The 23,397-nt window shown below is 66.5% G+C and carries 20 protein-coding genes, 3 tRNA genes and 1 pseudogene; 4 read left to right on the top strand and 20 right to left on the bottom strand.

Going from position 1 to position 23,397, the window contains the following annotated elements; translation table 11 throughout:
• Window positions 1-169: 169 nt before the first annotated feature.
• Entirely contained in the window at window positions 170-1,063 is an 894-nt protein-coding gene (rpsB, locus tag ACWF5H_RS15535; RefSeq protein WP_364652327.1) for a 30S ribosomal protein S2, read from the bottom strand.
• Between the two features lie 377 nt (window positions 1,064-1,440).
• On the opposite strand from rpsB, the gene ACWF5H_RS15540 reads away from it, so the two are divergent.
• The gene (locus tag ACWF5H_RS15540) at window positions 1,441-1,950 is read left to right on the top strand and encodes a murein hydrolase activator EnvC family protein (RefSeq protein WP_452037944.1); all 510 of its coding nucleotides are present in this window, start codon (window positions 1,441-1,443) and stop codon (window positions 1,948-1,950) included.
• On the opposite strand, the gene ACWF5H_RS15545 is transcribed toward ACWF5H_RS15540, so the two are convergent.
• From ACWF5H_RS15545 to ACWF5H_RS15575, 7 genes are all read right to left on the bottom strand, one after another.
• Window positions 1,947-3,137 (bottom strand): acyl-CoA dehydrogenase family protein, encoded by a 1,191-nt coding sequence (locus ACWF5H_RS15545; RefSeq protein ID WP_452037945.1) that lies wholly within the window; start codon window positions 3,135-3,137, stop codon window positions 1,947-1,949. The two genes, ACWF5H_RS15540 and ACWF5H_RS15545, sit on opposite strands and share 4 nt — an antisense overlap.
• 485 nt (window positions 3,138-3,622) lie before the next feature.
• Entirely contained in the window at window positions 3,623-3,973 is a 351-nt protein-coding gene (locus ACWF5H_RS15550) for a hypothetical protein (protein WP_452037947.1), read from the bottom strand.
• Window positions 3,974-4,220: 247 nt separating this feature from the next.
• A tRNA-Ile gene (locus tag ACWF5H_RS15555) sits at window positions 4,221-4,294 on the bottom strand.
• A 64-nt stretch (window positions 4,295-4,358) separates the two neighbouring features.
• The gene (locus ACWF5H_RS15560; protein ID WP_452037949.1) at window positions 4,359-5,555 is read right to left on the bottom strand and encodes a glycosyltransferase; all 1,197 of its coding nucleotides are present in this window, start codon (window positions 5,553-5,555) and stop codon (window positions 4,359-4,361) included.
• A gap of 53 nt (window positions 5,556-5,608) precedes the next feature.
• Entirely contained in the window at window positions 5,609-6,523 is a 915-nt protein-coding gene (locus tag ACWF5H_RS15565) for a DMT family transporter (protein ID WP_364652331.1), read from the bottom strand.
• Window positions 6,524-6,565: 42 nt separating this feature from the next.
• Window positions 6,566-7,195, bottom strand: a complete 630-nt coding sequence (locus ACWF5H_RS15570) for a CDP-alcohol phosphatidyltransferase family protein (protein ID WP_452037951.1) — start codon at window positions 7,193-7,195, stop codon at window positions 6,566-6,568.
• Between the two features lie 90 nt (window positions 7,196-7,285).
• Window positions 7,286-8,068 carry a phage holin family protein gene (locus tag ACWF5H_RS15575; protein ID WP_452037953.1) on the bottom strand — a complete coding sequence of 261 codons (783 nt, stop codon included), beginning with the start codon at window positions 8,066-8,068 and terminating at the stop codon, window positions 7,286-7,288.
• A 204-nt stretch (window positions 8,069-8,272) separates the two neighbouring features.
• Here ACWF5H_RS15575 and ACWF5H_RS15580 point away from each other — a divergent pair, with 204 nt between their 5' ends.
• Window positions 8,273-9,694 carry a GH1 family beta-glucosidase gene (locus ACWF5H_RS15580; protein ID WP_452037955.1) on the top strand — a complete coding sequence of 474 codons (1,422 nt, stop codon included), beginning with the start codon at window positions 8,273-8,275 and terminating at the stop codon, window positions 9,692-9,694.
• Window positions 9,695-9,741: 47 nt separating this feature from the next.
• Here the strand turns inward: ACWF5H_RS15580 and ACWF5H_RS15585 are convergent.
• The 10 genes and pseudogenes from ACWF5H_RS15585 to ACWF5H_RS15630 form a co-directional block, all read right to left on the bottom strand.
• A tRNA-Asn gene (locus ACWF5H_RS15585) sits at window positions 9,742-9,814 on the bottom strand.
• A 190-nt stretch (window positions 9,815-10,004) separates the two neighbouring features.
• Window positions 10,005-10,077: transfer RNA gene (locus ACWF5H_RS15590), tRNA-Asn, on the bottom strand.
• A gap of 146 nt (window positions 10,078-10,223) precedes the next feature.
• On the bottom strand, window positions 10,224-12,335 hold the full coding sequence (dnaG, locus tag ACWF5H_RS15595; RefSeq protein ID WP_452037956.1) for a DNA primase: 2,112 nt from the start codon (window positions 12,333-12,335) through the stop codon (window positions 10,224-10,226).
• A 107-nt stretch (window positions 12,336-12,442) separates the two neighbouring features.
• The gene (locus ACWF5H_RS15600; protein ID WP_452037958.1) at window positions 12,443-13,747 is read right to left on the bottom strand and encodes a deoxyguanosinetriphosphate triphosphohydrolase; all 1,305 of its coding nucleotides are present in this window, start codon (window positions 13,745-13,747) and stop codon (window positions 12,443-12,445) included.
• A complete protein-coding gene (dusB, locus tag ACWF5H_RS15605) occupies window positions 13,731-14,912 on the bottom strand; it encodes a tRNA dihydrouridine synthase DusB (protein WP_452037960.1) in 1,182 nt (393 codons plus the stop codon). Before dusB ends, ACWF5H_RS15600 begins: the two co-directional genes overlap by 17 nt.
• Before the next feature lie 113 nt (window positions 14,913-15,025).
• Window positions 15,026-15,694, bottom strand: a complete 669-nt coding sequence (locus ACWF5H_RS15610; protein ID WP_452037961.1) for an HAD family hydrolase — start codon at window positions 15,692-15,694, stop codon at window positions 15,026-15,028.
• 22 nt (window positions 15,695-15,716) lie between these two features.
• Window positions 15,717-16,625: an N-acetyltransferase family protein gene (locus tag ACWF5H_RS15615; RefSeq protein WP_452037963.1), complete on the bottom strand. Its 909-nt coding sequence runs from the start codon at window positions 16,623-16,625 to the stop codon at window positions 15,717-15,719.
• A 64-nt stretch (window positions 16,626-16,689) separates the two neighbouring features.
• Window positions 16,690-18,078, bottom strand: a complete 1,389-nt coding sequence (locus ACWF5H_RS15620) for a glycine--tRNA ligase (protein WP_452037965.1) — start codon at window positions 18,076-18,078, stop codon at window positions 16,690-16,692.
• A gap of 173 nt (window positions 18,079-18,251) precedes the next feature.
• Window positions 18,252-19,155 (bottom strand): annotated as a pseudogene (locus ACWF5H_RS15625) (DMT family transporter).
• A 76-nt stretch (window positions 19,156-19,231) separates the two neighbouring features.
• Complete coding sequence (locus tag ACWF5H_RS15630; RefSeq protein WP_452037967.1) at window positions 19,232-20,245, bottom strand: DMT family transporter; 1,014 nt, start codon at window positions 20,243-20,245, stop codon at window positions 19,232-19,234.
• A gap of 42 nt (window positions 20,246-20,287) precedes the next feature.
• On the opposite strand from ACWF5H_RS15630, the gene ACWF5H_RS15635 reads away from it, so the two are divergent.
• The gene (locus ACWF5H_RS15635) at window positions 20,288-20,515 is read left to right on the top strand and encodes an RNA-binding S4 domain-containing protein (RefSeq protein ID WP_364650838.1); all 228 of its coding nucleotides are present in this window, start codon (window positions 20,288-20,290) and stop codon (window positions 20,513-20,515) included.
• Between the two features lie 76 nt (window positions 20,516-20,591).
• Here ACWF5H_RS15635 and ACWF5H_RS15640 read toward each other — a convergent pair whose 3' ends face one another.
• Together ACWF5H_RS15640 and ACWF5H_RS15645 are read right to left on the bottom strand one after the other, a co-directional pair.
• On the bottom strand, window positions 20,592-21,242 hold the full coding sequence (locus ACWF5H_RS15640) for an alpha/beta hydrolase (protein ID WP_452037968.1): 651 nt from the start codon (window positions 21,240-21,242) through the stop codon (window positions 20,592-20,594).
• A gap of 90 nt (window positions 21,243-21,332) precedes the next feature.
• Window positions 21,333-22,397, bottom strand: coding sequence for an alpha/beta fold hydrolase (locus ACWF5H_RS15645; protein ID WP_452037970.1), 1,065 nt, complete (start codon window positions 22,395-22,397; stop codon window positions 21,333-21,335).
• 153 nt (window positions 22,398-22,550) lie between these two features.
• Between ACWF5H_RS15645 and ACWF5H_RS15650 the strand changes: the two genes are divergently transcribed.
• Complete coding sequence (locus ACWF5H_RS15650; RefSeq protein ID WP_364650847.1) at window positions 22,551-23,393, top strand: SGNH/GDSL hydrolase family protein; 843 nt, start codon at window positions 22,551-22,553, stop codon at window positions 23,391-23,393.
• Window positions 23,394-23,397: the final 4 nt, after the last annotated feature.

Below are 23,397 nucleotides of genomic sequence, written 5' to 3' on the forward strand. Positions count from 1 at the left end.
GGGGAGGGGGGGGAGGGGGTTGGGGAGAGAGGGGGGGGGGGGGTCGGTGGTTGGACCCCCGTTCCCCGTGGAGGAGGGGGGGGGGGGGGTGGGGGGGGGGGGCCCCCAAGTGGCCCCGCCCCCAACCGCAAGTCCGGCGGCGCACAAGGCGCCGCCGGTTGAGTCGGATTTACTTCTCGGTGTCCGCGGCGGGTGCGTCGGCAGCCGGGCTTTCTGCAGCCGGTGCTTCGGCGGCGGCAGCGTCAGCGGCCGGTGCTTCGGCGGCGGGTGCTTCGGCGGCGGCGGCCGGTGCTTCGGCTGCGCCCTCGAGCAGTTCGCGCTCCCACTCGGCCATCGGCTCGGCCGGAGCTTCGGCGTTGCCTGCGGCGCGGTTGTTACGGGCGATGAGGCCCTCGGCAACGGCGTCGGCGACCACGCGGGTCAGCAGGTTGACGGAGCGGATGGCGTCGTCGTTGCCCGGGATCGGGAAGTCGACCTCGTCCGGATCGCAGTTGGTGTCCAGGATGGCCACCACGGGGATGCCGAGCTTCTGGGCCTCGTCGACGGCCAAGTGTTCCTTCTTGGTGTCCACAATCCAGATGACAGAGGGGGTCTTGGTGAGGTTGCGGATGCCGCCCAGCGTGGTTTCGAGCTTGTTCTTCTCGCGCTGCAGCAGGAGCAGTTCCTTCTTGGTGCGGCCGGAGGCAGCAACGTCGTCGAAGTTGATCTCTTCGAGTTCCTTCAGGCGCGAGATGCGCTTGGAGACGGTCTGGAAGTTGGTCATCATGCCGCCGAGCCAACGCTGGTTGACGTACGGCTGGCCAACGCGGGTGGCCTGCTCGGCGATGGCTTCCTGAGCCTGCTTCTTGGTACCGACGAAGAGCACGGTGCCGCCGTGGGCAACAGTGGCCTTGACGAACTCGTAGGCGCGGTCGATGTAGGACAGCGACTGCTGCAGGTCGATGATGTAGATGCCGTTGCGCTCGGTGAAGATGAAGCGCTTCATCTTCGGGTTCCAACGGCGGGTCTGGTGACCGAAGTGCACGCCGCTGTCGAGCAGCTGGCGCATGGTAACGACTGGCATGTCGTCACTCCTTCCGGCAGCATCCGGCTGTGCCTGGTCTGCTGCCTCATAGACGGTTATTAGCTTCTCGCCCGGCGGGCGAAGCTCCTGGCATCTGTAGGCTCCGCCTGGACGGCGGTGCATGCGCCCGGACCGGGTTTCCGGACCGCCTGGGCACATTCCATCGCAGCAAAATTGCGGCGGTGGATTTCAGACACGCGTAGTCAGCCTCAGTCCGGACATGCGTCATGGACGGAAAACTGCTTCGCCCAGTGTACTACAGGAGGGGAGCCGTTCCCGCCCGTTCCGGTCCTCCACAGCCGCAGATCCGAGCGGATTAGCGCACACCTTGGGCGAGGGCCGCTACCGAGCCTGTACGTGCGGTGACGATGGGTGGCATGACCCCCTTCACTCGCTGCGCAGCCTCCACGGCCTGGGCCATGCTGCTGCTGCTGGCGGCCGGTCCGACCGACCCGCCCGCAGACCCAGTCGATCCGCTATGGAGCTGGCCAGTGTCACCGGCGCCCGCCGTGCTGCGCAGCTTTGACCCGCCGCCCGAACCATGGTTGAGCGGCCATCGCGGGGTCGACTTGGCCGTTCCGGCAGGGACCACGGTCCGCTCCCCCGCCGACGGCCGAGTCAGCTTCTCCGGCTGGGTCGTGGACCGCCAGGTGATCACGGTGGACCATGGCAACGGGCTGCGCAGCAGCTTGCTGGCGGTGGAATCCGAGCTGCAGACCGGCGACGCCGTCTCCGCCGGCGATCCGGTAGGACAGGTCGCCGACAGCGGACACTGCCCGTCGGCCTGCTTGCACTGGGGCGTGCGGCGCGGCGAGACCTATATCAATCCCCTGCAGTTCGTCATGGACCTGCGCCCGTCGGTGTTGCTGCCGGTGCCCGATGGTTAGACGAACGCCGCCACTCCGGTGATAGCCCGTCCGGTGACCAGGGAATTGATTTCGTGGGTCCCTTCGTAGGAGTAGATGGCTTCGGCATCGGCGAAGATCTTGGCCATCTCGTAGTCGGCAACGATGCCGTTTCCACCCAGGATGCCGCGGCCCAAGGCGACGCTTTCGCGCATCCGCGCCGTAGTGAACGCCTTGGCCAGCGCCGAGTGCTCGTCCTTGGCTTGGCCGGCATCCTCCATCTGTGCCAACCGGACCATCATGCCCATCGAGGCCACGGCGTTGCCGAGGATCTGGACCAGCTGATCCTGCACCAGCTGGAAGGACGCCAGCGGCTTTCCGAATTGGTGCCGCTCCACTGCATAGCGCCGCGCTACATCGAAGGCAGCCAACTGCTGCCCTACCGCCTGCCAGGCCACCCCGAGCCGAGTTACCTTCAGAACCTTGTTGGTGTCCCGGAAACTGTTGGCGCCCTTGAGATGGAAGTCATCGGAGACCACCAGGTTCTCCAGGGTGATGTCCGCGTTCTGCACCGTCCGCAGGCTGATCTTGTTCTCAATTTTCGTAGCGCTGTAGCCGGGCGTGGAGGTGTCCACCAGGAATCCCTTCACCTGATTGTCGGCCACGTCGCGGGCGTAGATGACCACCCAATCCGAGAAGGTCGCGTTGCCGATCCAGCGCTTGGCGCCATTGAGGATCCAGTTGTCTCCGTCGCGCAGGGCGGTGGTGCGGGTCCCGCCTGCGACGTCGGAGCCGCCCAGCGGTTCCGTCAGGCCGAAGGCGCCGATCTTCTTCATGGCGTAGATGTCTGGCAGCCAGGCGTCCCGCTGCTCTTTCGACGCCAGCGCTTCAATTGACCCGGTGAACAGCCCGTCGTGGACTCCCATGAAAGTGGCAATCGAGGTGTCAGCGCGGGTGAATTCAGCGTGCATCAGACCGGCGAACAGATTCGAATAGCCCTGCCGGCGGACGGGGCTGACGATGTCCAGATCCGCCAGCTTCGGAATGATGTCCATCGGAAACTCGGCCCGGTTCCAATAGTCCACCGCGATCGGGCAGACTTCCTTGGCCAGCCAGTCGCGCACGTCGCGCAGACGTGCACGTTCCGACTCGGAAAGCAGGGACTCGAAAGCATAGAAGTCGCCGTCGGCGTAGGGAAGATCGTTCGGATCGATAACGCGCTGGCCCATAGTGGCTTCCTTTTCAGTCAGGCAGGCGCCGTGCAAATGGTAGGACCGGACGCCGCGAAGTTACTGAGCAGTAACATAGCGCACGAACGAGTCGGCAGGCAACGGTTTCCCTGCTTTCCGCCCTGAGGCGCCATACGCCCTTCTCCTTCGTCCCGGACACCGGCCCCCCGTCCAGCAGCGGCATCCACTAACACCCGGGGCGCGCGGCGGAACTGCCGGCCACCACCGCCGGGTTCCGCCAGCGGGCCCCGCTGCCAGGTCGCCGAAGGGAGGCAACAGCGATGCCGCGGTTTCGGCCCGGGACGAGCGCCGGAGGTTGCCTGATAGAACGTTAATATTCGGATGAAGTTTGTACGTTTCAGCAACCATGCCGATGCCATTATTTGCGCCCCTCACGGACGATGTCGCACGTTTAACCGCGCGTCTCATGACCGGCGTGTCGTGACGGTTCACCACGTAACAAATGCTTCTTGGGGTGACGCAGATCACAGGGCGAGTAGCGTTTTTCTTGTCCGGAACTGCAGCGAAAAATCCCATTCGCTGTAGAGGTAAAACTGGAAAAGAGAAACACCATGTACAACACAAAGCTGCGCATTGTCGGGTCCTCGCTGCTTGTTGCTGCATTCGGCTTCACTGGCTTGGCAATGACCGCCGCTCCTGCGTCGGCCAGCACGGTTCAAAGCGTGTCGACCAATTACCATCATGATCGGGGCGACCACCGTGACCGCGACCATCGAGGCGACCATCGGGACCACCGTGACCGTCACGACCGCGGACACCGTCGGCATCACGATCGGTGCGAGTGGAACTACGGCTGGTACCGCCACCACGATCACTGGGATTACGGCTGGTACAGGGACTGCGACTACCGGCACCACGACCGTTACTAAAACTGGCACTAGTTACCCGGGGTGAGGCTCCGGACCAGATGTGCGGAACGGCGGGATCATCCACCCGCTGCTCCGCACATTTCTGTGAGCGGGCACCGTCGACTGGGGGCCGCTGCACTCACGTTCCGTCGCACAAAAGAGCGGACCGGGTTCGGGAGCGCTGGCTCCCGGACCCGGTCCGCGTTGCACACTGTAGGGCGGGTGGGGCTTGAACCCACGACCGAACGATTATGAGTCGTTTGCTCTAACCGACTGAGCTACCGCCCCGTGCCCTACGATGTTACTGAATGCAGGCCGCGATGTTGAAACCGGCGCTGCCGGCCGCGGCGGCCTACTTGAGGTAATCGTCCGCAGAACCGCCGCGGTAGAGCTGCTCAAAGGTGTCCATGGTCTCGTCGATGCCGTGCCGTACCGCCTTCGCATGGCTTGCCTCGCCCATCGCCTCGATCCGCTCCGGGCTCTGCCCGAGGACCGCGTTGAGCTTGGCCGCCAGGTCGGCAGGGTCGCGGGGAGCAAACAAGTACCCGTTGACTCCGTCCTCAACCAAATGCGGCAAGGCCATCGCATTGGCCAGCACCACCGGTTTGCTGGCGGACATGGCCTCCAGCGACACCAGAGACTGCAGTTCAGCGGTTCCCGGTTGGCAAAAAACAGTAGCGCGCAGGTAAGCCCGGCGCAGCTCGTCGTCGTCGACATGGCCCAGGAAGGAAACCCGTCGGCCCAGTCCCATGGCCGCGACCCGGCCTTCGAGGTTTTTCCGCTCGTCGCCGTCGCCGACTATTTCGAGATGGACATTCAGGGCGGGGTCCGTCATGGCCAGCGCCTCGATCAACGTATCCACGTTCTTCTCCACGGCGAGCCGACCGGCAAACAACACCGTCGGGTGCTCCGGCTTGTCGATCGTCTCCCCCGTCGCCAATTCATAGGCGGCGGCGTCGATACCGTTGGACAGGGGCAGCACCTTGTGCAGGAAGGCATGGTCCCGCATGGCCTTGGCAGCCAGCGGAGTCGGCGTCGTGACGACGGCTGCCTTGCCCATGATCTTGCCCATGTCGCGCCACGAATTCTTGGCGACGATGTTGAGGAACCACTGCGGGAATGGCAGGAACGGCTCCAGGTTCTCCGGCATGAAGTGGTTGGTGGCAATGGTGCGGATGCCGCGGCGCACCGCTTCGGCGATGGTCGCCTGGCCAATCATGTAATGGCACTGGATGTGCACCACATCCGGCTGCACCTCATCGAAGATCCGCTTGATGTCGCGCTTGATTTCCCAGGGCAGGCAGATGCGCCATGTCTCGTGCGTCGGCACCGAGTGCGAGCGCAGCCGGTGCACCTGCGCCTCCGGACGCTGTTCTACAAAGGTCGGGCCCTTGTCGCTTCTGCCGGCGATGATGTCCACGCTGTGACCGCGTTTGGTCATCGCTGTGGCCAACCGGAATCCGAAAACCGCCGCTCCGTTGACATCCGGCGGGTAGGTATCGGCAGCAATCAGGATCTTCAGGGGCTTAGGTCCGATGTCGTCGCTCACCTGCGGCAGGACTCCTTGGTTGGTTGTGACAGTTTTCTCCATCGGCACTTGGCCTACGGCTTCTTGCCCGAGGCTTGGGCCCGGCGCCGGGCTTCTTCTTGCTTTTGCAGGACGTCGGGATGGTGCCTCGAGAGGGCGATGACCCCAACAATAGCAACCAATCCCGCTCCCACCATGCCGATCGCGAAGACCGGCTCGACGTCCGGCCGGAGTTCCCCGAGGATGAAAATGCCGATCGAGATGCCCACCAGCGGATCGATGACGGTCAGTCCGGCGATCACCAGATCGGGTGGTCCGCTGGCGTAGGCGCTCTGCACAAACCATGACCCCAACCCGCCCGCGGCGGCAACGGCAATCAGGGTATAGATGGGCACGTTGGCTATGAAACCGCCGCCGGGTTCGAGCAACCGCAGTCCGATGATCCGCACCAGAACGGCGACGAAACCGAACAGCATGCCGGCGCCCAGGATGTAGGCGAAGGCGTTTAGCCGGTGCCGGAACATCAGTTCCAGCGAGAGGAAGACGGCAATAACAACAGCCAGCAGCAAGACTGCCGAGAGTTCCTCATCCGGCCGCACCTGATGGCTTTCGCCGGTGACATTGACGGCCAGCAGGACGAAGACGGCGCTGCCTGCCACGCAGGCGGAGATCGCCACGACGGTGATCCGGTTGAGCCGGATCCCCTGGTCCTTGGAATTGATGATGGTGGTGATCACCAAAGCAATGGCGCCGATCGGCTGCACCACGGTCAGCGGTGCGCTGACTAAGGCGAAGACGTTCAGGCCCATGCCGACGGCCAACATCAACAGGCCCAGGACCCAGCGGGGGTTGCGGAGCATCCGCAGCAAGCCTGACACGCTCATGGCCAGGCCGCCCGTGTTGGCCTGCACAGCACTGGCTTGGCGCTGCGTTCCGAGCGCGAGGAAGAAGGCGCCGAGCAGGGCGCAGAGGATCGCTAACCAGACCATGAGGCCCCGTCAGCAGAGGCCCGGTGCTGCACCGATCGTGGCTCAACCACGGCTGGGCCCGTCCCCGGCTGCGGCGGGCAGGGCCTTGTATTTCCGCCATGCAGCCCGCATATACCCCAGCCAGGCGAGCACGTGGCCGATGCACCCCGCAGCCAGGATGATGTAGGACACTGCCAGAAGCCAGTCGTGGCCAAAGCCTTCCACCCTGTGGAGCAGCAGCAACGGAGTCCCCACCAGCAGCAACGCGGTGCGGATCTTGCCGATGTTTGTGACGGGAAGATCCGGGCTGCCGTGGAAAAGGATCAGCGAAAACACCAGCAGGATGGCGTCCGGGATGATGATGGACAGCAGCAGCCACCAGGGTGCAATGCCTGCGGCAACGAAGGTGATGGCCACGATGATGAGCGCCAGCCGGTCGGCGACGGGGTCCAGCCACTTTCCAACGGAAGACATCTGGTTGAAGCGCCGCGCGATATAACCGTCGACCCAGTCAGTGGACCCCAGCACGACCAGTGTGATGGTCGCAGCGCCGTACGCTCCGCGGGCGATGAACCAGACGAACAGCGGCACCGCCAGAAAGCGCAGCACGGTGATGAGGTTCGGGATGGTCCAGAACGTGTGCAGTTCACGGTACTCGAAGTCGCGCCGCGTCCCGGCACCGATAATCCTCACGCTGTCCCTCCCCTCAGCCGTCGTTCCACGCTCGGCAGCCGGCTGCGCTGCAGCCGGCTACCATGCCGCTGTGCGGCACCACTGCATTGGTTATTTGTGCAGCAAGCGCCGGAGCATGACGCCAAGCGCCGTCAGCGAGACTGCCAGCGTCGCCAGCGGCTTCCAGCGCTCCTTCAACTCCGGGGCGGCCTCGCCGAACGAGTCCGCACCGGCTACCAGCCGCTCGGTGGCGGCATCTGCTGCATGCTTCGCGCGGGCCTTGGCCTGCTCCGCCCGGGGACGGAGGTCGACCCGGCGGCCAAGATCGTCCCTGAGTGTGGCCAGATGATCGCGGCGTTCGGATGTGCGGGCACGCAGTTCCTCCAGCGTCGGAGCCGGCGGCTTGGGTTCCTCCCGCTCCGCCTTCTCCGGCTTGGCCTCCTTCACCGGCTTCTCCTCCAGCGTCGCCGGATCGAAGCTGCTGCCCTCACGCAGCACACCGACGTCGTACCTGACGCCCCGGATGGCTTCTGCCGGCAGGAGGGGCACGGTCTTCTTCATCGCCAAGTATCCGATCAGTGCCAGGATGCTTCCCACGACCAGGAAGACCGCCGCCACGATCAGCGCCGCCAGCCACGCAGGCATGACCAGCGCCAGGCCCATGATCGCCGCCACCAGGATGGAAATGGCCATGGAGACCAGGAACACCACGGCCACCAGCAGGATCCCGGCGGCAACGCCGACTTTGACGCCCTTGCCTTTGAGCTCGAGCAGGGCCAGCGAGAATTCGTCTTGGAGCTGGCGCGGTGTCAGTTGGCCTGCGAGCTGTGCCAGTTCCACCGTCGACATCTTCGCACCGGTTGCGGTGCTCCTGGGGCCTTCCGGAGCGGTCATGGGCTCTGCCTCCATCATTGTCGGTAGTGCGCGAGTGTCCACACCATCAAATTATCATTCTGCCCCAGCTCGGCCCCTCAGTCGTAGGGAGGACATTCACAGAAGTGCCGTGGGACAAAAAATATGAGTAAACGCTTACGTTCGTCTGGCGCGCCATCTAGGCTGGCAGGCAGTCCGTGTCCGCACCCGCCGGGAGACAAACCGATGCGCAAGGTTCTGCAGTTTCCGAAGAGATTCCTTTGGGGTGCGGCAACGGCCGCTTACCAGATTGAAGGTGCGTCGGATCAGGACGGCCGCACCGACTCAATCTGGGATGCCTTCTGCAGGATGCCCGGAGCCGTGGTCGGCGGCCACACCGGCGCGACGGCGTGCGACCACTATCACCGGTACCGCGAGGATGTGGCCCTGATGTCCTCGCTGAATCTGGGCGCCTATCGGTTTTCCACCTCATGGCCGCGGATCAAGCCGAACGACGCCGCGGTGAATCCGGCCGGCCTGGATTTCTATTCGAGGCTCGTGGATGAGCTCTGCGCAGCGGGCATCAAGCCCTGGCTCACGCTCTACCACTGGGACCTGCCCCAAGCTCTGCAGGAACAGGGCGGGTGGGCCAACAGGGACACGGCCTACCGCTTCGCCGAGTATGCGCTCAACGTCCACGAGGCGCTCGGGGACCGGGTGCGGGTTTGGACCACCCTCAATGAGCCGTGGTGCTCGGCCTTCCTGGGCTACGGTTCAGGGGTCCATGCGCCTGGCATACAGTCACGGCCCCAGGCTCTGGCCGCCATGCACCACCTGCTCCTCGGTCACGGTCTGGTTGTCGACGAACTGCGCCGCCGTGATCCGGGCGCCAAGCTCGGCCTGACCCTGAACTTCACCGTGGCGGATCCTTTGGACCCGAACGACGAGGTCGACGTCGATGCCGCCCGGCGCATCGACGGCCAGTTCAACCGCGCCTTCCTCGACCCGATCTTCCACGGGGCGTATCCGCCCGATTTTCTGGCGGACGTGGAGCAGCACGGACTGGAGGCCAGGATCAGGGACGGAGACCTTGACCTGATCCGGACCCGGATCCACACGCTGGGGGTCAATTACTACCACGGTGAAGCGGTCACCGGGCATCCGCGTGAGGATGCCGCAAACGCCCATGCCGCCCCGGTGGACCGCCCTGTGGCGCCGGCCTATCCTGCAGCCGACCATGTCAGTTCGGTCTCCCGCGGCCTGCCGACGACGGCCATGGGCTGGGAAGTCCAACCCGAGGGGCTGTACCGGCTGCTCTTGCGGCTGCAGGACGAATACAGTGGACCGGCCGGGACGGCGCTCTACATCACCGAGAACGGCGCGGCCTTCGATGACGAGGTCGCCGGCGACGGCGCCGTCCACGACCCGCAGCGGCTCGAGTTCCTGCGCGCCCACATCGTTCAATGCCATCGCGCGATCCAGGCCGGTGTGGATCTTCGGGGCTACTTCGGCTGGTCCCTGATGGATAACTTCGAGTGGGCCTGGGGCTATCACAAACGCTTCGGATTGACCCGGGTGGAGTACAACACCTTGGAGCGGACGGTCAAGGACAGCGGGCGCTGGTATGCGCAGGTCGCAGCGAGCAACCAGGTAGACACCGCCCCATAAAAAAGATCCCGCAACCGGTCAACGGTGCGGGATCTTTTTCTCTCGAGCTCCCCCGACTGGACTCGAACCAGTAACCCTTCGATTAACAGTCGAATGCTCTGCCAATTGAGCTACGGGGGAATGAAGCGAATAAAACTCTAGCAGTCCGCCGACACAGAGAGAAATCGAACCTTCATCCCGGTCACGGCGGCCGGGTTTGCCCGGAGATCCCCGCCGACTAGGACGCGGTGATGATTCCCCGCCGCGCCTGTCAGGGCCCGAAGACAACGAATCCCCGCCTTCGGTTGAAGGCGGGGATTCGTTGTATCCGCTCCCCCGACTGGACTCGAACCAGTAACCCTTCGATTAACAGTCGAATGCTCTGCCAATTGAGCTACGGGGGAAAGCAGTCATCCGCGTGCGATCCGCGGTTTGACCTCAAACAGCATACTCAATGCAGTCCGGAACTTGCCAATCGAGGGCCCGCCGGGAAGCCGGCTTGTGGCACGCCTAACACGGCTGGCTCGACTGCCGGCCTTCCGCCCCGTTTCTATTCCGAGCGGAGGGCGCGGCGCTGCATCTCCAATTCCATGAGCTCACGGTTGATCCGCTGGAAGTCCTCGGGGTCTGCCGATGGATCCATCCGCTGCAATTGGCCCAGCTTTTCGGCCTTCAGGTGGGTGATCTGCAGGTCCTGCAGCCGATTGAGGATCCCCCGGCAATACAGCCGCAGCCCGTCGTCGTTCTGTGCCGGCAGCGGCGTCACCGCCAATTCGGAGACGAAGCTGCGCAGTTCCTCCGGCACCTCTTGGCGGATGGTCTCCACCCACTGCGACGGAGTGGCACCGGACACGCCTGCCGCGCGCACGGCGCCGTGAACTGCCACGTGCATCGGCGCCAGGAAGCGGGCCTGCATGAATTGTTCCCATTGGTTCGCATCCAAGAGCCCGGGTTGTTGGATCGCCACTTCCAGCGCTTGATGCTCCAGCCGGACGACGGGGTCCCTCAGGTCAGGTCTCGGGTAGGCCGGCTCAGGGGCAGCAGGCTGGCCGGATTCCGGCCCGTAGGACGGAGCGCCGTCGTAAAAACCGCCGTCGCCATAGGAGTGTTGCGCAGCCTGGCCGTAAGGTGTCCCGGCGCGGCCGTGGGGCTGCTGCCGGGAAGGAGCTCCCGAGCCCCAGCCGCCCTCCCGGTCTGACGGACGGTTGCTGCCCGGCCGGTCCCGTCCCGGAGACTGTTGCAGGCTGCGGTTCGATTCCTGTCCGCGGCCGTGTTGGTCCCGCTCGCGGCCCGTCTTCCCGGAGGCCCCGGACTGTCCACGTTTGACGGCACCGGCCACTGCCCGGGCGACATCGTCAACGTCCATGCCCAGCCAGCCGGCAAGCTCACGCGAGTAGCCCGGCCGCATCGCCGGGTCCTTGATCTCGGCGACCACCGGCGCTGCGGCCCGCAGCGCCGAGACCCGTCCTTCGACGGTATCCAGGTTGAACTTCTTCAGCGTCGCCTTGATGGCGAACTCGAACAACGGGCGGCGGGAACCGATCAGTTCGCGTACCGCGCCTTCGCCGTGGCTGAGGCGCAGGTCGCACGGGTCCGCGCCGTTCGGCTCCACCGCAACATAGGTCTGGGCGACAAAGCGCTGGTCTTCCTCGAAGGCCCGCAGCGCGGCCTTCTGGCCGGCCTCGTCACCGTCGAAGGTGAAGATCACTTCGCCACCGGTTCCATCATCGGACAGCAGGCGCCGGGCGATCTTGATGTGGTCAGTTCCGAAGGAGGTACCGCACGTCGCCACGGCCGTTTGGATTCCGGAGAGGTGGCAAGCCATCACGTCCGTGTACCCCTCCACGACCACCAGCTGGCGGCTGCGGGCGATGTCCCGCTTGGCCAGGTCAATCCCGTAGAGAACCTGCGACTTCTTGTAGAGCGCCGTCTCCGGCGTGTTCAGGTACTTCGGTCCCTGATCGTCCTCGTACAGCTTGCGGGCGCCGAAGCCAATGGTCGCACCGGTCAGATCGCGGATGGGCCAGATGAGCCGGCCGCGGAAACGGTCGTAGATCCGGCTGTTCCTGCCATCGGATCCATCCCCGCCGGAGAACATGCCGGTCAGGCGCAGTTCGTCCTGGCTGAAGCCGCGGCCGGTCAGATGCTTGAGCAGGCCGTCCCAGCCCTGCGGGGCGTAGCCCACGGCAAAATGCTCCGCGGCTGCCTGGTCGAAGCCGCGCCCGGAGAGGAACTCCCGCGCCGCGGCGGCGCCCGGGGTCTGCAGTTGCTCGCGGAAGAACTCAGCGGCGACTTTATGCGCATCCAGCAGGCGCTGCCGCTTGCCGACGTCCTCCCGGCGCGGGCCGGTACCCCCGTCTTCGTACCGCAGCGTGTAGTTGATCCGGTGGGCGAGCTTCTCCACGGTCTCGGAGAACGTGGTGTGGTCCATCTTCTGCAGGAACGAAATGACGTCCCCGCCTTCGCCGCAGCCGAAGCAATGGTAAGTCCCCACCTGCGGACGGACATGGAACGACGGCGAGCGCTCATCGTGGAAGGGGCACAGGCCCTTGAAGGAGCCGATGCCTGCCGACTTCAGCGTGACGTAGCCGTCGACGACTTCCTTGATGTCGGTGCGCTGGCGGACTTCATCGATGTCTTCACGTTTTATCAGTCCGGCCATAGTCCTATGTTATGCAGCAGCGCCAAATCGGCGGCTCCTCCCCCGCAGGCTGGTGACGGCGGAGCGAGGGCGGGCGCCTGTGGAGGAGGGCTCGGGAGCGCGCGGCATCAGAGCAGCGTGCGGTGGGCCCCCATCAGGCGTTCGTGCAGCGCCAGTGCGGACACATCCGTGAGCGAGGCGATCTGGTCGATCACCACGCGCAGGCGGGCACCGTCGTCGTCGGCATCCCGCCAATCGGAGGCAAAGGTCTCCTCCAGATGCTTCTCCCCGGTGGCGTGGAGCTCGCTGACCAGGTCGTGCAGGATTTCCTGCTGGTGCTCGTAGACCGGCTGGCGCAGCTCCGTGGTCATCACGAACGTGGTGGCCAGCCCCTTCATCACGGCGATCTCGGTGGCGGTCCCCTGCGGCACCACCAGCTCAGCCTCGTAGCGGGTCAGCTGCTGCGGGCCGTAGATGGAGCGGGTGGCCTCCATCGCGCTGGAGCAGAAGCGGCCGATCAGCTGGCTGGTCATGTCCTTCAGCGCTGCCATCGCCTTGCGGCTGCCGTCCGCCTCGCGCACCCAGACGCCGGAGTGCTCCAGCCGGGTGAGGGCGTCGTCCACTTCCTGGGCGTCGCTGGTAGGGAGATACCACTGCTGGGTGTAGCCGATCACCCTGCTGCGAGTGTCGGCGCTGTCCAGCCACTTGAGCTGGAGGCGCCCGGCCACAATGGCGTCTTCGACGTCGTGCACCGAGTAGGAGATGTCATCGGCCAGGTCCATCACCTGGGCCTCCAGGCAGGAGCGGCGCTCGGCGGCTCCTTGGCGCAGCCAGTTGAAGACGGGAAGGTCGTCCTCGTAGGCGCCGAATTTGCTGGTCCGTTTGCCGTGGATGATCGGCGCGTCGTCCGCGGACCACGGGTACTTGCAGGCGGCGTCGAGGCTGGCCCGGGTCAGGTTCAGGCCGGCCGGAGAGCCGTCCGGGCGCAGGATCTTCGGCTCCAGCCGGGTGAGCAGCCGAAGCGTCTGGGCGTTGCCTTCGAACCCTCCGATGGCATGCGCGGCGGCGTTGAGCGCGGTCTCCCCGTTGTGGCCGAACGGAGGATGGCCCAGATCGTGGGAGAGGCAGGCCGCGTCCACCACGTCAGGGTCGCAGCCCAGCGTCCGGCCCAGTTCGCGGCCCACCTGCGCCACCTCCAGGCTGTGGGTCAGCCGGGTCCGGACAAAGTCGTCCGTATCCGGGGACACCACCTGCGTCTTGGCACCCAGCCGGCGCAGCGCCGACGAATGCAGCACCCGGGCACGGTCCCGTTCGAACTGCGTGCGGTAGGTACTCTTCGGTTCCTCCGCGTACCAGCGTTCCTGGTCGAAGTCCGTGTAGCCCGGTGTAGGTGGCGCCGGGTGGCCGGTACGTGCCTCAGCCACCGGAGACATCCAGCTCGGCCGCGGCGATCATCGCCTTGTGGTCCGCGTTCAGTTCCCGGCTGGAGAGCCAGCCGTCCGGCAGCGCCGGGCGCTTGGGTGAACCGGCCCGGCCCCGCGGGCCCTCGGCATCTGCTCCCGGGTAGGGCGCATCGGCGTCCAGTTCGGCCAGCAGTTCGCGGAGCACCTCGAGCGTGGGCACCTGGGCCAGTGCGGCCCGCAGTTCGCCGCCCACCGAGTACCCCTTGAAGTACCAGGCCACATGCTTGCGGATATCCCGCAACGCCTTTCCTTCGTCCTCGAAATAATCCACCAACAGTTCGGCGTGCCGGTAAAAACTGTCCGCAACGTCCTTCAGCCCGGGGCGGAAACGCTTGTCCGTTCCCTCGAAGGCGGCCTGCAGGTCACCGAACAGCCAGGGGCGGCCCTGGCAGCCTCGGCCAACGACGACGCCGTCAACTCCGGTCTGCTGCACCATCCGCACCGCGTCCTCGGCGCTCCAGATGTCGCCGTTGCCCAGCACCGGGACGTCCGGCAATGCCTCGCGCAGTTCGGCAATGGCGTTCCAGTCCGCCTGGCCCGAATAGAACTGGCTGGCCGTGCGGCCGTGCAGGGCGACGGCGGCCACGCCGGCGTCGCGGGCGATCTTGCCCGCCTCGATAAAGGTGAGGTGGTCGTCGTCGATTCCCTTGCGCATCTTGATGGTCAGCGGGACGTTGCCCTTGCCGGCCTCGCGCGTAGCGGCCTGGACAATGGCGGTGAACAGCTCGGTTTTCCACGGGAGCGCGGAACCGCCGCCGCGGCGGGTGACTTTGGGCACCGGGCAGCCAAAGTTCAAATCGATGTGGTCGGCGCGGTCTTCCTGCACCAGCAGCCGGACGGCGGCACCCACCGTCTTGGGGTCCACGCCGTACAGCTGGACGGAGCGCACGTCCTCATCCTCGTCATGCGAGATGATCCGCATCGACTCGCGGTTGCGCTCCACGAGCGCCCTGGAAGTGACCATCTCCGCCACGTAGAGGCCGCCGCCGTACTCGCGGCAGAGCCGGCGGAACGCCTTGTTGGTGATGCCGGCCATCGGAGCCAAGACTACGGGGGTGTCAACGGTGATCGGCCCGAGTTTGAGCGGCGGGAGCTCCAGCTTGGCGGCCGATTCGGATGCAGCGGTAAGTGTCACCCGTCCATTCTCTCAAAACCGGGCAAATCCGCGTCACCGGCCCCTGCGTTTGTGGATCGCCGCGCGGGCGAAAAGCCCGGCCGCTGCCGGAAACGCCGCTCACCGGCGGGGATCTATGCGCGCAGCAGCCCGCCGAGGGCGCTTTCGGAAAAGTGCTCCAACAGGTCCTGCGGGTTCCGGTACACCTCGGCGGCTCCCGCCTGGGTCAGGACGCCCGCCGCGGTCCCGCCGCACTCGAGGCCAATGCAGGGAATCCCCAGGTCTCCGGCCGCCTGGATATCCCAGACCGCGTCGCCAACAAAGACCGCATCTTCGGCCCGCAGCCCGGCCGCGTCCAGCGCCGCCTGCAGGATGTCCGGCGCAGGCTTGCTGTTATCGGCATCCGCCGAGCTGGTGGCGGCGGTGATCGAGCCGTCGGCGTCGATCACCCGGCGCAGCACCGCCAGTTCGGCTTCCTCGGCAGAGGATGCCAGCACGACGGCGAGGCCCTCCGCTGCCGCGCGGTCCACCAATTCCCGGGCTCCGTCAAAGCGGCGCAGCGCCGGCCAGTAGGTGGAGAAGACGGCGCCGTGGGCCGCCTTGATCTGCTCGTCCCCGGACCGGTCGCGGCCGTCGTCGAGCAATTCCTCGATGAGCCGGCCTCCGCCCATGCCGACACAGCGGTGGATGGCAGCCATCGGAACGTCGAGACCTGCCTGCCGGAACGCTTCCCACCAGGCCAGTACATGCACGTAGTTCGAGTCCACCAGGGTCCCGTCGACGTCGAACAGCACACCCTTCATGACGGCTCCTTTGGTTGGGCGGTCAGTCGCTGACGATGGAGGTTGCCGGGCCCAGCTGGCTGGCCAGGCCGGAGTCCAGCAGCGGCTGCAGCACGGCCAGCACGGCGGTCATCGAATCGTCCACCTCCAGCTGCACGGGATACTGGGCCACCAGCATCGCCAGCAGCGCACGCACCGCGGCCTCGGCTTCCTCGGCCGGCAGCGCGGTGTCGTAGCCCAGCAGCACGTCCGCCGGCGCGTCGGTGCGCTCATGCGTGTAGCTCACGGCGAAAGCCTGGATGGTGCCGCCCTCGGCCTTGGGCGAGCTGCGCAGCACCACCGCGCCGCCGGCCCCCGCGGACTCGCTGAGCAGCATCTGCTGCGCCCGTCCCACGGTCATGTCCGCCCGGTCCCACACGTGGACCGAGTTGTAAAAGTCAGCCACCGCACGGGTCAGCTCCACCGACCCGGTGGCCGCCTCCTCCAGCTGCGGGCCGGTCTCGCCCAGGGCCGGCAGCGGCAGCGCCCCGGGCGAAACCTGCACCACGCGGGAGCTCTGGATCTGGGTCAGGCCGGCGGCCCGGGCGAACGCAGCACCGGACGTCTCCGGCTCCACCTTGGCCCGCAGCTTCCGCACGCCCGACGGCGCCTGCTCGGCTTCGGCGCGGAGCCTCGCCAGCAGGTCGCTGGCGACGCCCGCGCCGCGGTGCCCGCGGGCAACTTCGACGTAGACCCAGAGCCGGTCCGGGTGCAGGCTGGTCTCGTAGACCGCACCCGCGGCGACCGCTATCCCCTGGTCCTCCGCCACGATGCAGCGCGACCAGGGCTGGTCGGCGGACGGCCGGAGCATGGCCCGGAAATGGCCGGCCTGGCCGGTCTCCGGATCGCCCCAGATTTCCAGCAGGGCCAGGTCATCGTCCTCGCGCCAGTCGCGGTAGGTCAGCTGGGCCATGGTTCTCCTTCATCGGTGCGCTGCCCTGAGACGGGCGGTTCTAAGGCGGTAACGGGCGCCTGGCTTAGGCGCCGATCAAACGGGCCGCCAGATAGCCTTCCACCTTGTCCAGCGAGACGCGCTCCTGGGCCATCGAGTCGCGTTCACGGATGGTCACCGCCTGGTCCTCGAGGGTGTCGAAGTCCACGGTGATGCAGAACGGGGTGCCGATCTCGTCCTGGCGGCGGTAACGGCGGCCGATGGCGCCTGCGTCGTCGAAGTCGATGTTCCAGTTCTTGCGCAGCGCCGCGCCGAGTTCCTTGGCCTTTGGCGAGAGGTCCTCGTTGCGGGACAGCGGCAGCACCGCGGCCTTGACCGGGGCCAGTCGCGGATCCAGCCGCAGCACCGTGCGCTTGTCCACACCGCCCTTGGCATTCGGCGCCTCATCCTCGGTGTAGGCGTCCACCAGGAACGCCATGAAGGACCGGGTCAGGCCCGCGGCCGGCTCGATCACGTACGGGGTGTACCGCTCGTTGGTGGCCTGGTTGAAGTAGCTCAGGTCGGTGCCGGAGTGCTTGGTGTGGGTGGACAGGTCGAAGTCCGTCCGGTTGGCGACGCCTTCCAGCTCGCCCCATTCCGAGCCTTGGAAGCCGAAGCGGTATTCGACGTCGGTGGTGCCCTTGGAGTAGTGGCTCAGCTTTTCCAGCGGGTGCTCGAAGAGGCGCAGATTGTCCGGGTTGATGCCCAGGTCCACGTACCACTGCAGCCGGGCGTCGATCCAGTACTGATGCCATTCTTCGTCAGTGCCCGGCTCCACGAAGAACTCCATCTCCATCTGCTCGAATTCGCGGGTGCGGAAGATGAAGTTGCCCGGGGTGATCTCGTTCCGGAAGCTCTTGCCGATCTGGCCGATGCCGAACGGCGGCTTCTTCCGCGAGGTGGTCAGCACGTTGTTGAAGTTCACGAAGATGCCCTGCGCGGTCTCGGGGCGCAGGTAGTGCATGCCTTCCTCGTGGGCCACCGGGCCCAGGAAGGTCTTGAGCAGGCCGGAAAATTCCTGCGGTTCGGTCCATTGGCCCTTGGTGCCGCAGTTGGCGCAGGCGATGTCCTTAAGGCCGTTTTCCGGCGCCCTGCCCTTCTTCTCCTCGTATTCTTCTTCGAGGTGGTCGGCACGGTAGCGCTTGTGGCAGTTGAGGCATTCCACCAGCGGGTCGGAGAAGACGTCCACGTGGCCCGAGGCTTCCCAGACCTGGCGCGGCAGGATCACCGAGGAATCCAGCCCGACCACATCGTCGCGGCCGCGCACCATGGTCTGCCACCATTGGCGCTTGATGTTTTCCTTCAGCTCGACGCCGAGCGGCCCGTAGTCCCATGCGGAGCGGGATCCACCGTAAATCTCACCAGCCTGGAAAACGAAGCCGCGGCGCTTGGCCAGCGAGATGATCGAATCGAGGACTGATTTGGCTGCTGCCATGAGGTGGTTCTCCGTATCTCTCCAGGGCCGCTGGGTGCGGTCTGAGGCTTGTCATGGCACAGATCCGTCCGGCGGTTCCGGATACGGATCGGCGCATAGCGAAGCTACAACGTTAGCCTACCGAAAACGCTGCCCCGAACCCGAATGAGGCAGCCCCGGCGGCGATGGTGCCCTCAGCGGTTCCTGAACGGATGCCGTTGCCACGGCAGGGTGCCGAGCACGGCGGCCAGCAGGGTGAGCAGCGTCCCCAGCACCGTCGCCGTCGTAATCACGGTGCCCGGCGCCGGCACCGCCAGATCCAGCAACAGCGAGCCGAGGATCTGGCCGGAAATCATGCCCAGGCCGGTCTGGAGCACGCCCATTGCACGGACCAGCACCGCGGCCACCGCGATGAAAGCACAGCCGATGGGGTCCGCCCAAGTAGTACCACCACTCGGCGGGCAGCGGATTGCCCACGCCGGCAACCGCCACTTTGATGCCCCAAGCCGCCCACAGCAGCGCACCGCCCACCACGAAGTTGATCAACGTGGCCGGCCACGGAGATCCGTAGTGCATGGTCTGCACCCCGTTCAGGGCTTGCTGGAAGCTTTGCAGGAAGCCCGCGGCCAGCGGCAGCAATACCGGCAGCAGCCAGGCGCCGGCCGGGCCGCCGAGGGTGAGCTTGGGCGATACCGCCCAGGCCACCGCCAGCACGGTGAGCACCGCGCTGATGACGCGGATGCCGGTGACCGGGCTCCGTCCGCCCGGCCCCCAGCCCAGCCGGTCCACCAGCAAGCCGGAGACGGTCTGCCCGGTCACGGCCGCGACGGTGAACAGCGCGATGCCGATCAGCGCAACGGTTTCGGCCTGGCTCAGGACCAGGAAGGCGCCGCTGCAGCCTGCCAGCAGGTACCAGCGCGGGAACTTCCGGTCCCGCAGCGCCGGAACCACGCGGCGCAGTCCGCGGCGGGCCTTCGGCAGCAGCAGGCAGAGCACTGCCAGCAGCACCAGGCCGGTGCTGAAACTGACGACGGCTGCGGCCAGGCCGTCGTCGAGCCGAGCACCGAGGGCACCGTTGATCCTGCCCTGGATCGGCATGCAGATGCCTGCCGCGACCGCCAATGGCAGTCCAACGGCCAGCGGCAGACGATGGTGGAGGGGCACACCATCTACCTTAGGGCCGGGGCGCCGCCCCGGTGCCGGACGGCTCCGCCCGCCGCCCCTCCCGCAGGCCCGCCCGTCGGCGCGGCGCCGGCACGGTGGCCAGCAGCAGCGCGGCCATGGCCAGCAGCGTGCCCAGCACGGTGGCGGGCGCCAAGAAGGTCCCGGGCACGGGGAACCACGCATCCAGGGCAAGCGATCCGAGCAGTTGTCCGGCGATCATCCCGATTCCGGCCAGCAGCACGCCCAGCGAGCGCACCAGGATGTTGGCGAAGATGACGAACATGCAGCCCATCGGACCGGCCAGGTAGTACCACCACTGAGACGGCAGCGGATTGCCGGCGCCCGCCACCGCGAACTTCACCAGCCACGCCATCCACAGCGCGAGACTGCCCGCGGCGAAATTGATCAGCGTCGCCGTCAGCGGGGTGCCGTAGTGCACGCTGGCCGTTCCGTTCATCGCCTGCTGGAAGCTGCGCAGGAAGCCGGCCGCCAGGGGCAGCAGCACCAGCAACAGCCAGAGGCCGCCGGCCTCGACCGAGAACTTCGGCGACGCCGCCCAGACAACTGCCACCAAGGTGAGCGCCGCGCTGGCGATGCGCCGTGCGGTGATCGCCTTCCGTCCCGCCGGCCCCAGCCCCATCCGGTCCACCAGCAAGCCGCTGAGCGAGGTGCCGGCGACCGTGGCCACGATGAACAGGGCGATGCCGATCTGTGGGACGGTCAGGCCCTGGGACAACACCATGAAGCCGCCCAGGCACCCTGCCAGCAGGTACCAGCGCGGAAAGCGCCGTTCGCGCAGGGCCGGGGCAATACGGCGGACTCCGGCACGGCCGCCCGGCAGCACCAGGGTCACCACCATCATCACCGCCAGACCCACGCTGAAACTGACGACGGCGGCAGCCAGTCCGTCGTCAAGCTCGGCGCCGAGCGCACCGGTGATCCGACCCTGCACCGGGATGGCCAGGCCGGTGCCGACAGCCAGCGGCAGGCTCAGGATCAGCGGAAGCGGCGAGGTGCTGGACACACTGGACACCTTATGCCCGGCGGGGTCAGGCATGATGGAGGCATGGCTTCCGACGAAATGTATGACGTGCCGATCCGCGACGAAATGATCCGGCTGGGCCAGCTGCTCAAGCTGGCCAACCTGGCCGAGGACGGGATCCAGGCCAAGGAATTCGTCGAGAACGGGCTGGTGAAGGTGAACGGCGAGATCGAGACCCGCCGGGGACGCCAACTGCACGCCGGGGACACGGTCAGCTGCAACGGCGAAACGGTGCGCGTCAGCCGCGGCTGACGGCCGTCAGAAACCTCCGGTGGTCGGCAGGTCTCTACTCGGCGCCGGCGCGCCTCCACCGACCACCGGGTGAGTGCTACTGGGCGTTCAGCACCTTGTAGGTCAGGAATTCCTTCACGTGTGAGAGTTCCTGGGCGTTGATGCCGTGCCCGATGCCTGAATAGAGAACCTTAGTCAGGTCGACGTGCTCGTTCGCCCACTCATGGGTGAACTCGATCTTGTCAGCGGTGATGACCGGGTCCTCCTGGTCGCGGCCCCAGAAAACCGGCGGCTTGATGGCCTTGACGGCATCGTCGCGGAAGAAGTCGTTGCCATCGGCGGGCACGGCGAAGCCGGACAGCCCGACGACGGCGGCGATCTCCTCCGGCCGGTGGCGCAGCACCGACGTGGCCACTGCCATGCCCATCGAGAAGCCCAGCACCGAAACGCTGCTGTGCTGGCCCTTGACGCTGTCCAGCCAGGCCACCACGTCACCGACCGCCTTAGTCACCTTGTCCACGGAAAAGTCCGGTTCGTGCATCAGCGGGAACCAGGTGAAGCCCGGCCCCATCGCCACCGGCGCGCGGACGGCCGCCACGGTGAATTCCTCCGGGAGCCCGGGCACCAGGCCCATCAGGTCCTGCTCGTGGGATCCGTAGCCGTGGAAGAGCACCAGCAGCGGCGTGCCCGCCCGTTCCTGCTCAGGCTTGGACCAGGCAACCACGGGCTGATAAGTAGTTTCAGTCATGCCGTCCATGATCGCACAGAACGGTCATTACTTGAAAGTTTGAGTTTCTTCGGGTCAGTGGCTCTCGTCGTTCCCTCCGCGGTGCGCCGCCTACCCAGCGGTGCCGCCGCTTCGCGCGATGTGCGCCGTCAATTCGGCAACGAACCGGTCGGGGTATTCCAGATGGGGCGAATGCCCGCAGTTCTCCAGCAGGACCTCGGTGAAACGCCCGCCGTTGGCCGCATACTTCTCCAGCACCGCCCGGGTCTGCGAGACCATCGGCTGCAGCGGGGCTGTCTCCTCCCCCGGCCAGCCCGGGAGCACGCCGGCCTTGCCCAGGCAGTTCAGGTCAAAGAACGAAGCATCGGAGACGATGGCGTCGCTGTCGCCGTGGATCCACAGAATGTCCGGCTTCTCCGGCAGATCCACCAGAGCGCTGGTGTTGAAAACTCCCGGCGCCATCGTATTGAGCACGCCCCTGCGTCCTGGGGCGAAGCCGGGCCAGTTCTGCGACGGAACGGAGTCCCCGGGGTAGTTGTCGGGACCGGTCTTGGTGCTGAGCATCGACTCGACCCAGATGTGCTCGTGCGGGGACTCGAAACCGGCATGCACGTAGGTGGAGCGGTAGACAGAGAGCGGCGAAGCGGGTGCGTCGTCGCTCGTGTCGGCCGCCGCCAGCCGCGCCACGAAGTCCGGGTTGGCACCACCGCCGCCGGTTCCGGCGTCGTCCTCGGTCAGCCGCCGCCCCTCCGGACCTGCCGTGCCGCCGAAGCCGTACGGCGAGACCGGCGCCTGCAGCGCCAGGCTCAGGACCGGGTGCTCGAGTGCGTACTGCATCGCCACTCCCCCGCCCATGCTCCAGCCGACCACGTGCGCGGGGGCCAACTGCAGGGTCTCGAGCAGCCCGTGGAGGTCATCGGCGAAGTCGCGCAGCCCGCGGCCGGCGTCCACCGGGGCGGTGTCGGTCTGGCCGAACCCCCGCAGGTCCGGCGCCAGCACGCGGTATTCCGGCGGCAGCGCCTGCATGGTCTCCTGCCAGAACAGCGACGAGGAGACATTCCCGTGCAGCAGGATGACCGGAACACCGTCCGGCCGGTCGCCGGCGCGCTCCAAAACATTCACGGTCAGCCGCTTGGTCGGCACCCGCCGCGCAGTGATTCCCGCCAGCAATTCCATCTCAGCTCCTCGAGATCGTGTCAGCCGGGATGGCCGCTCCAGCTCACACATTAGCCAAAGAATCCGCCGCACGCCATGCTTTCCTGAAAGATGATTCAGGTATTGATTCGGCCAAATCTGTGCATCCGCAGCGGTTCTTGGGAGAATGTACCTGTGAGTAACTTGTCCCGTACCGAAGCACCGTCGGCAACTGCCGGCGCCGGCCACCCCTGGAGCCGCTTCGTAGCCATTGGCGATTCCTTCACCGAAGGAATCGGAGACCCCAACCCGGACAGCCCGGGCGGCTACCGCGGCTGGGCCGATCGGGTCGCCGAGGAGCTGGCCCGCGGCCATGAGGACTTTGCCTACGCCAACCTCGCCATCCGCGGCCGCCTGCTCCAACAGATCATCGATGAACAGATCGAACCGGCCCTGGCGCTGAAGCCCGATCTCATCTCGCTCTGCGCCGGCGGCAATGACGTGCTCCGGCCCCGCGCAGACCCGGATGCCCTGGCCGAGAAAATGGACCAGGCCGTCGCCCGGCTGGCCGCCTCCGGTGCGACCATCGTGCTGTTCACCGCGCCCGACGTCGGCGACACGCCGCTGCTCGGCAGTGTCCGGGCCAGGGCGGCCATCTACAACGAGAACCTGCGCACGGTCGCCGCCCGCCACGACGCCATCGTCGCCGACATGTGGGCGCTGCGGCAGCTGAAGGCGCCGCAGATGTGGGCGCCGGACCGGCTGCATTTTTCTCCGCTTGGGCACCACACCATCGCCGCCATGGTTCTGGACGCACTCAACGTGGAGCATTCGCTGCAGCCGGAGGTCCTCAAACCGCTGCCTCCCAAGCGCTGGCGGACCGCCCGCACCGAGGACTTGGTCTGGGCCCGCCAGCATTTCGTGCCGTGGGTGCTGCGCAGGCTGCGGCACCAGTCCTCCGGCGACGGGATCCTGCCCAAGCGTCCGGCGGCCGACCCCTTCTTCGGCCCGGGCATGCCTCCCGGCACCGCTGCCTAACGGA

It is taken from the genome of Arthrobacter sp. NPDC055138 (assembly GCF_053607305.1).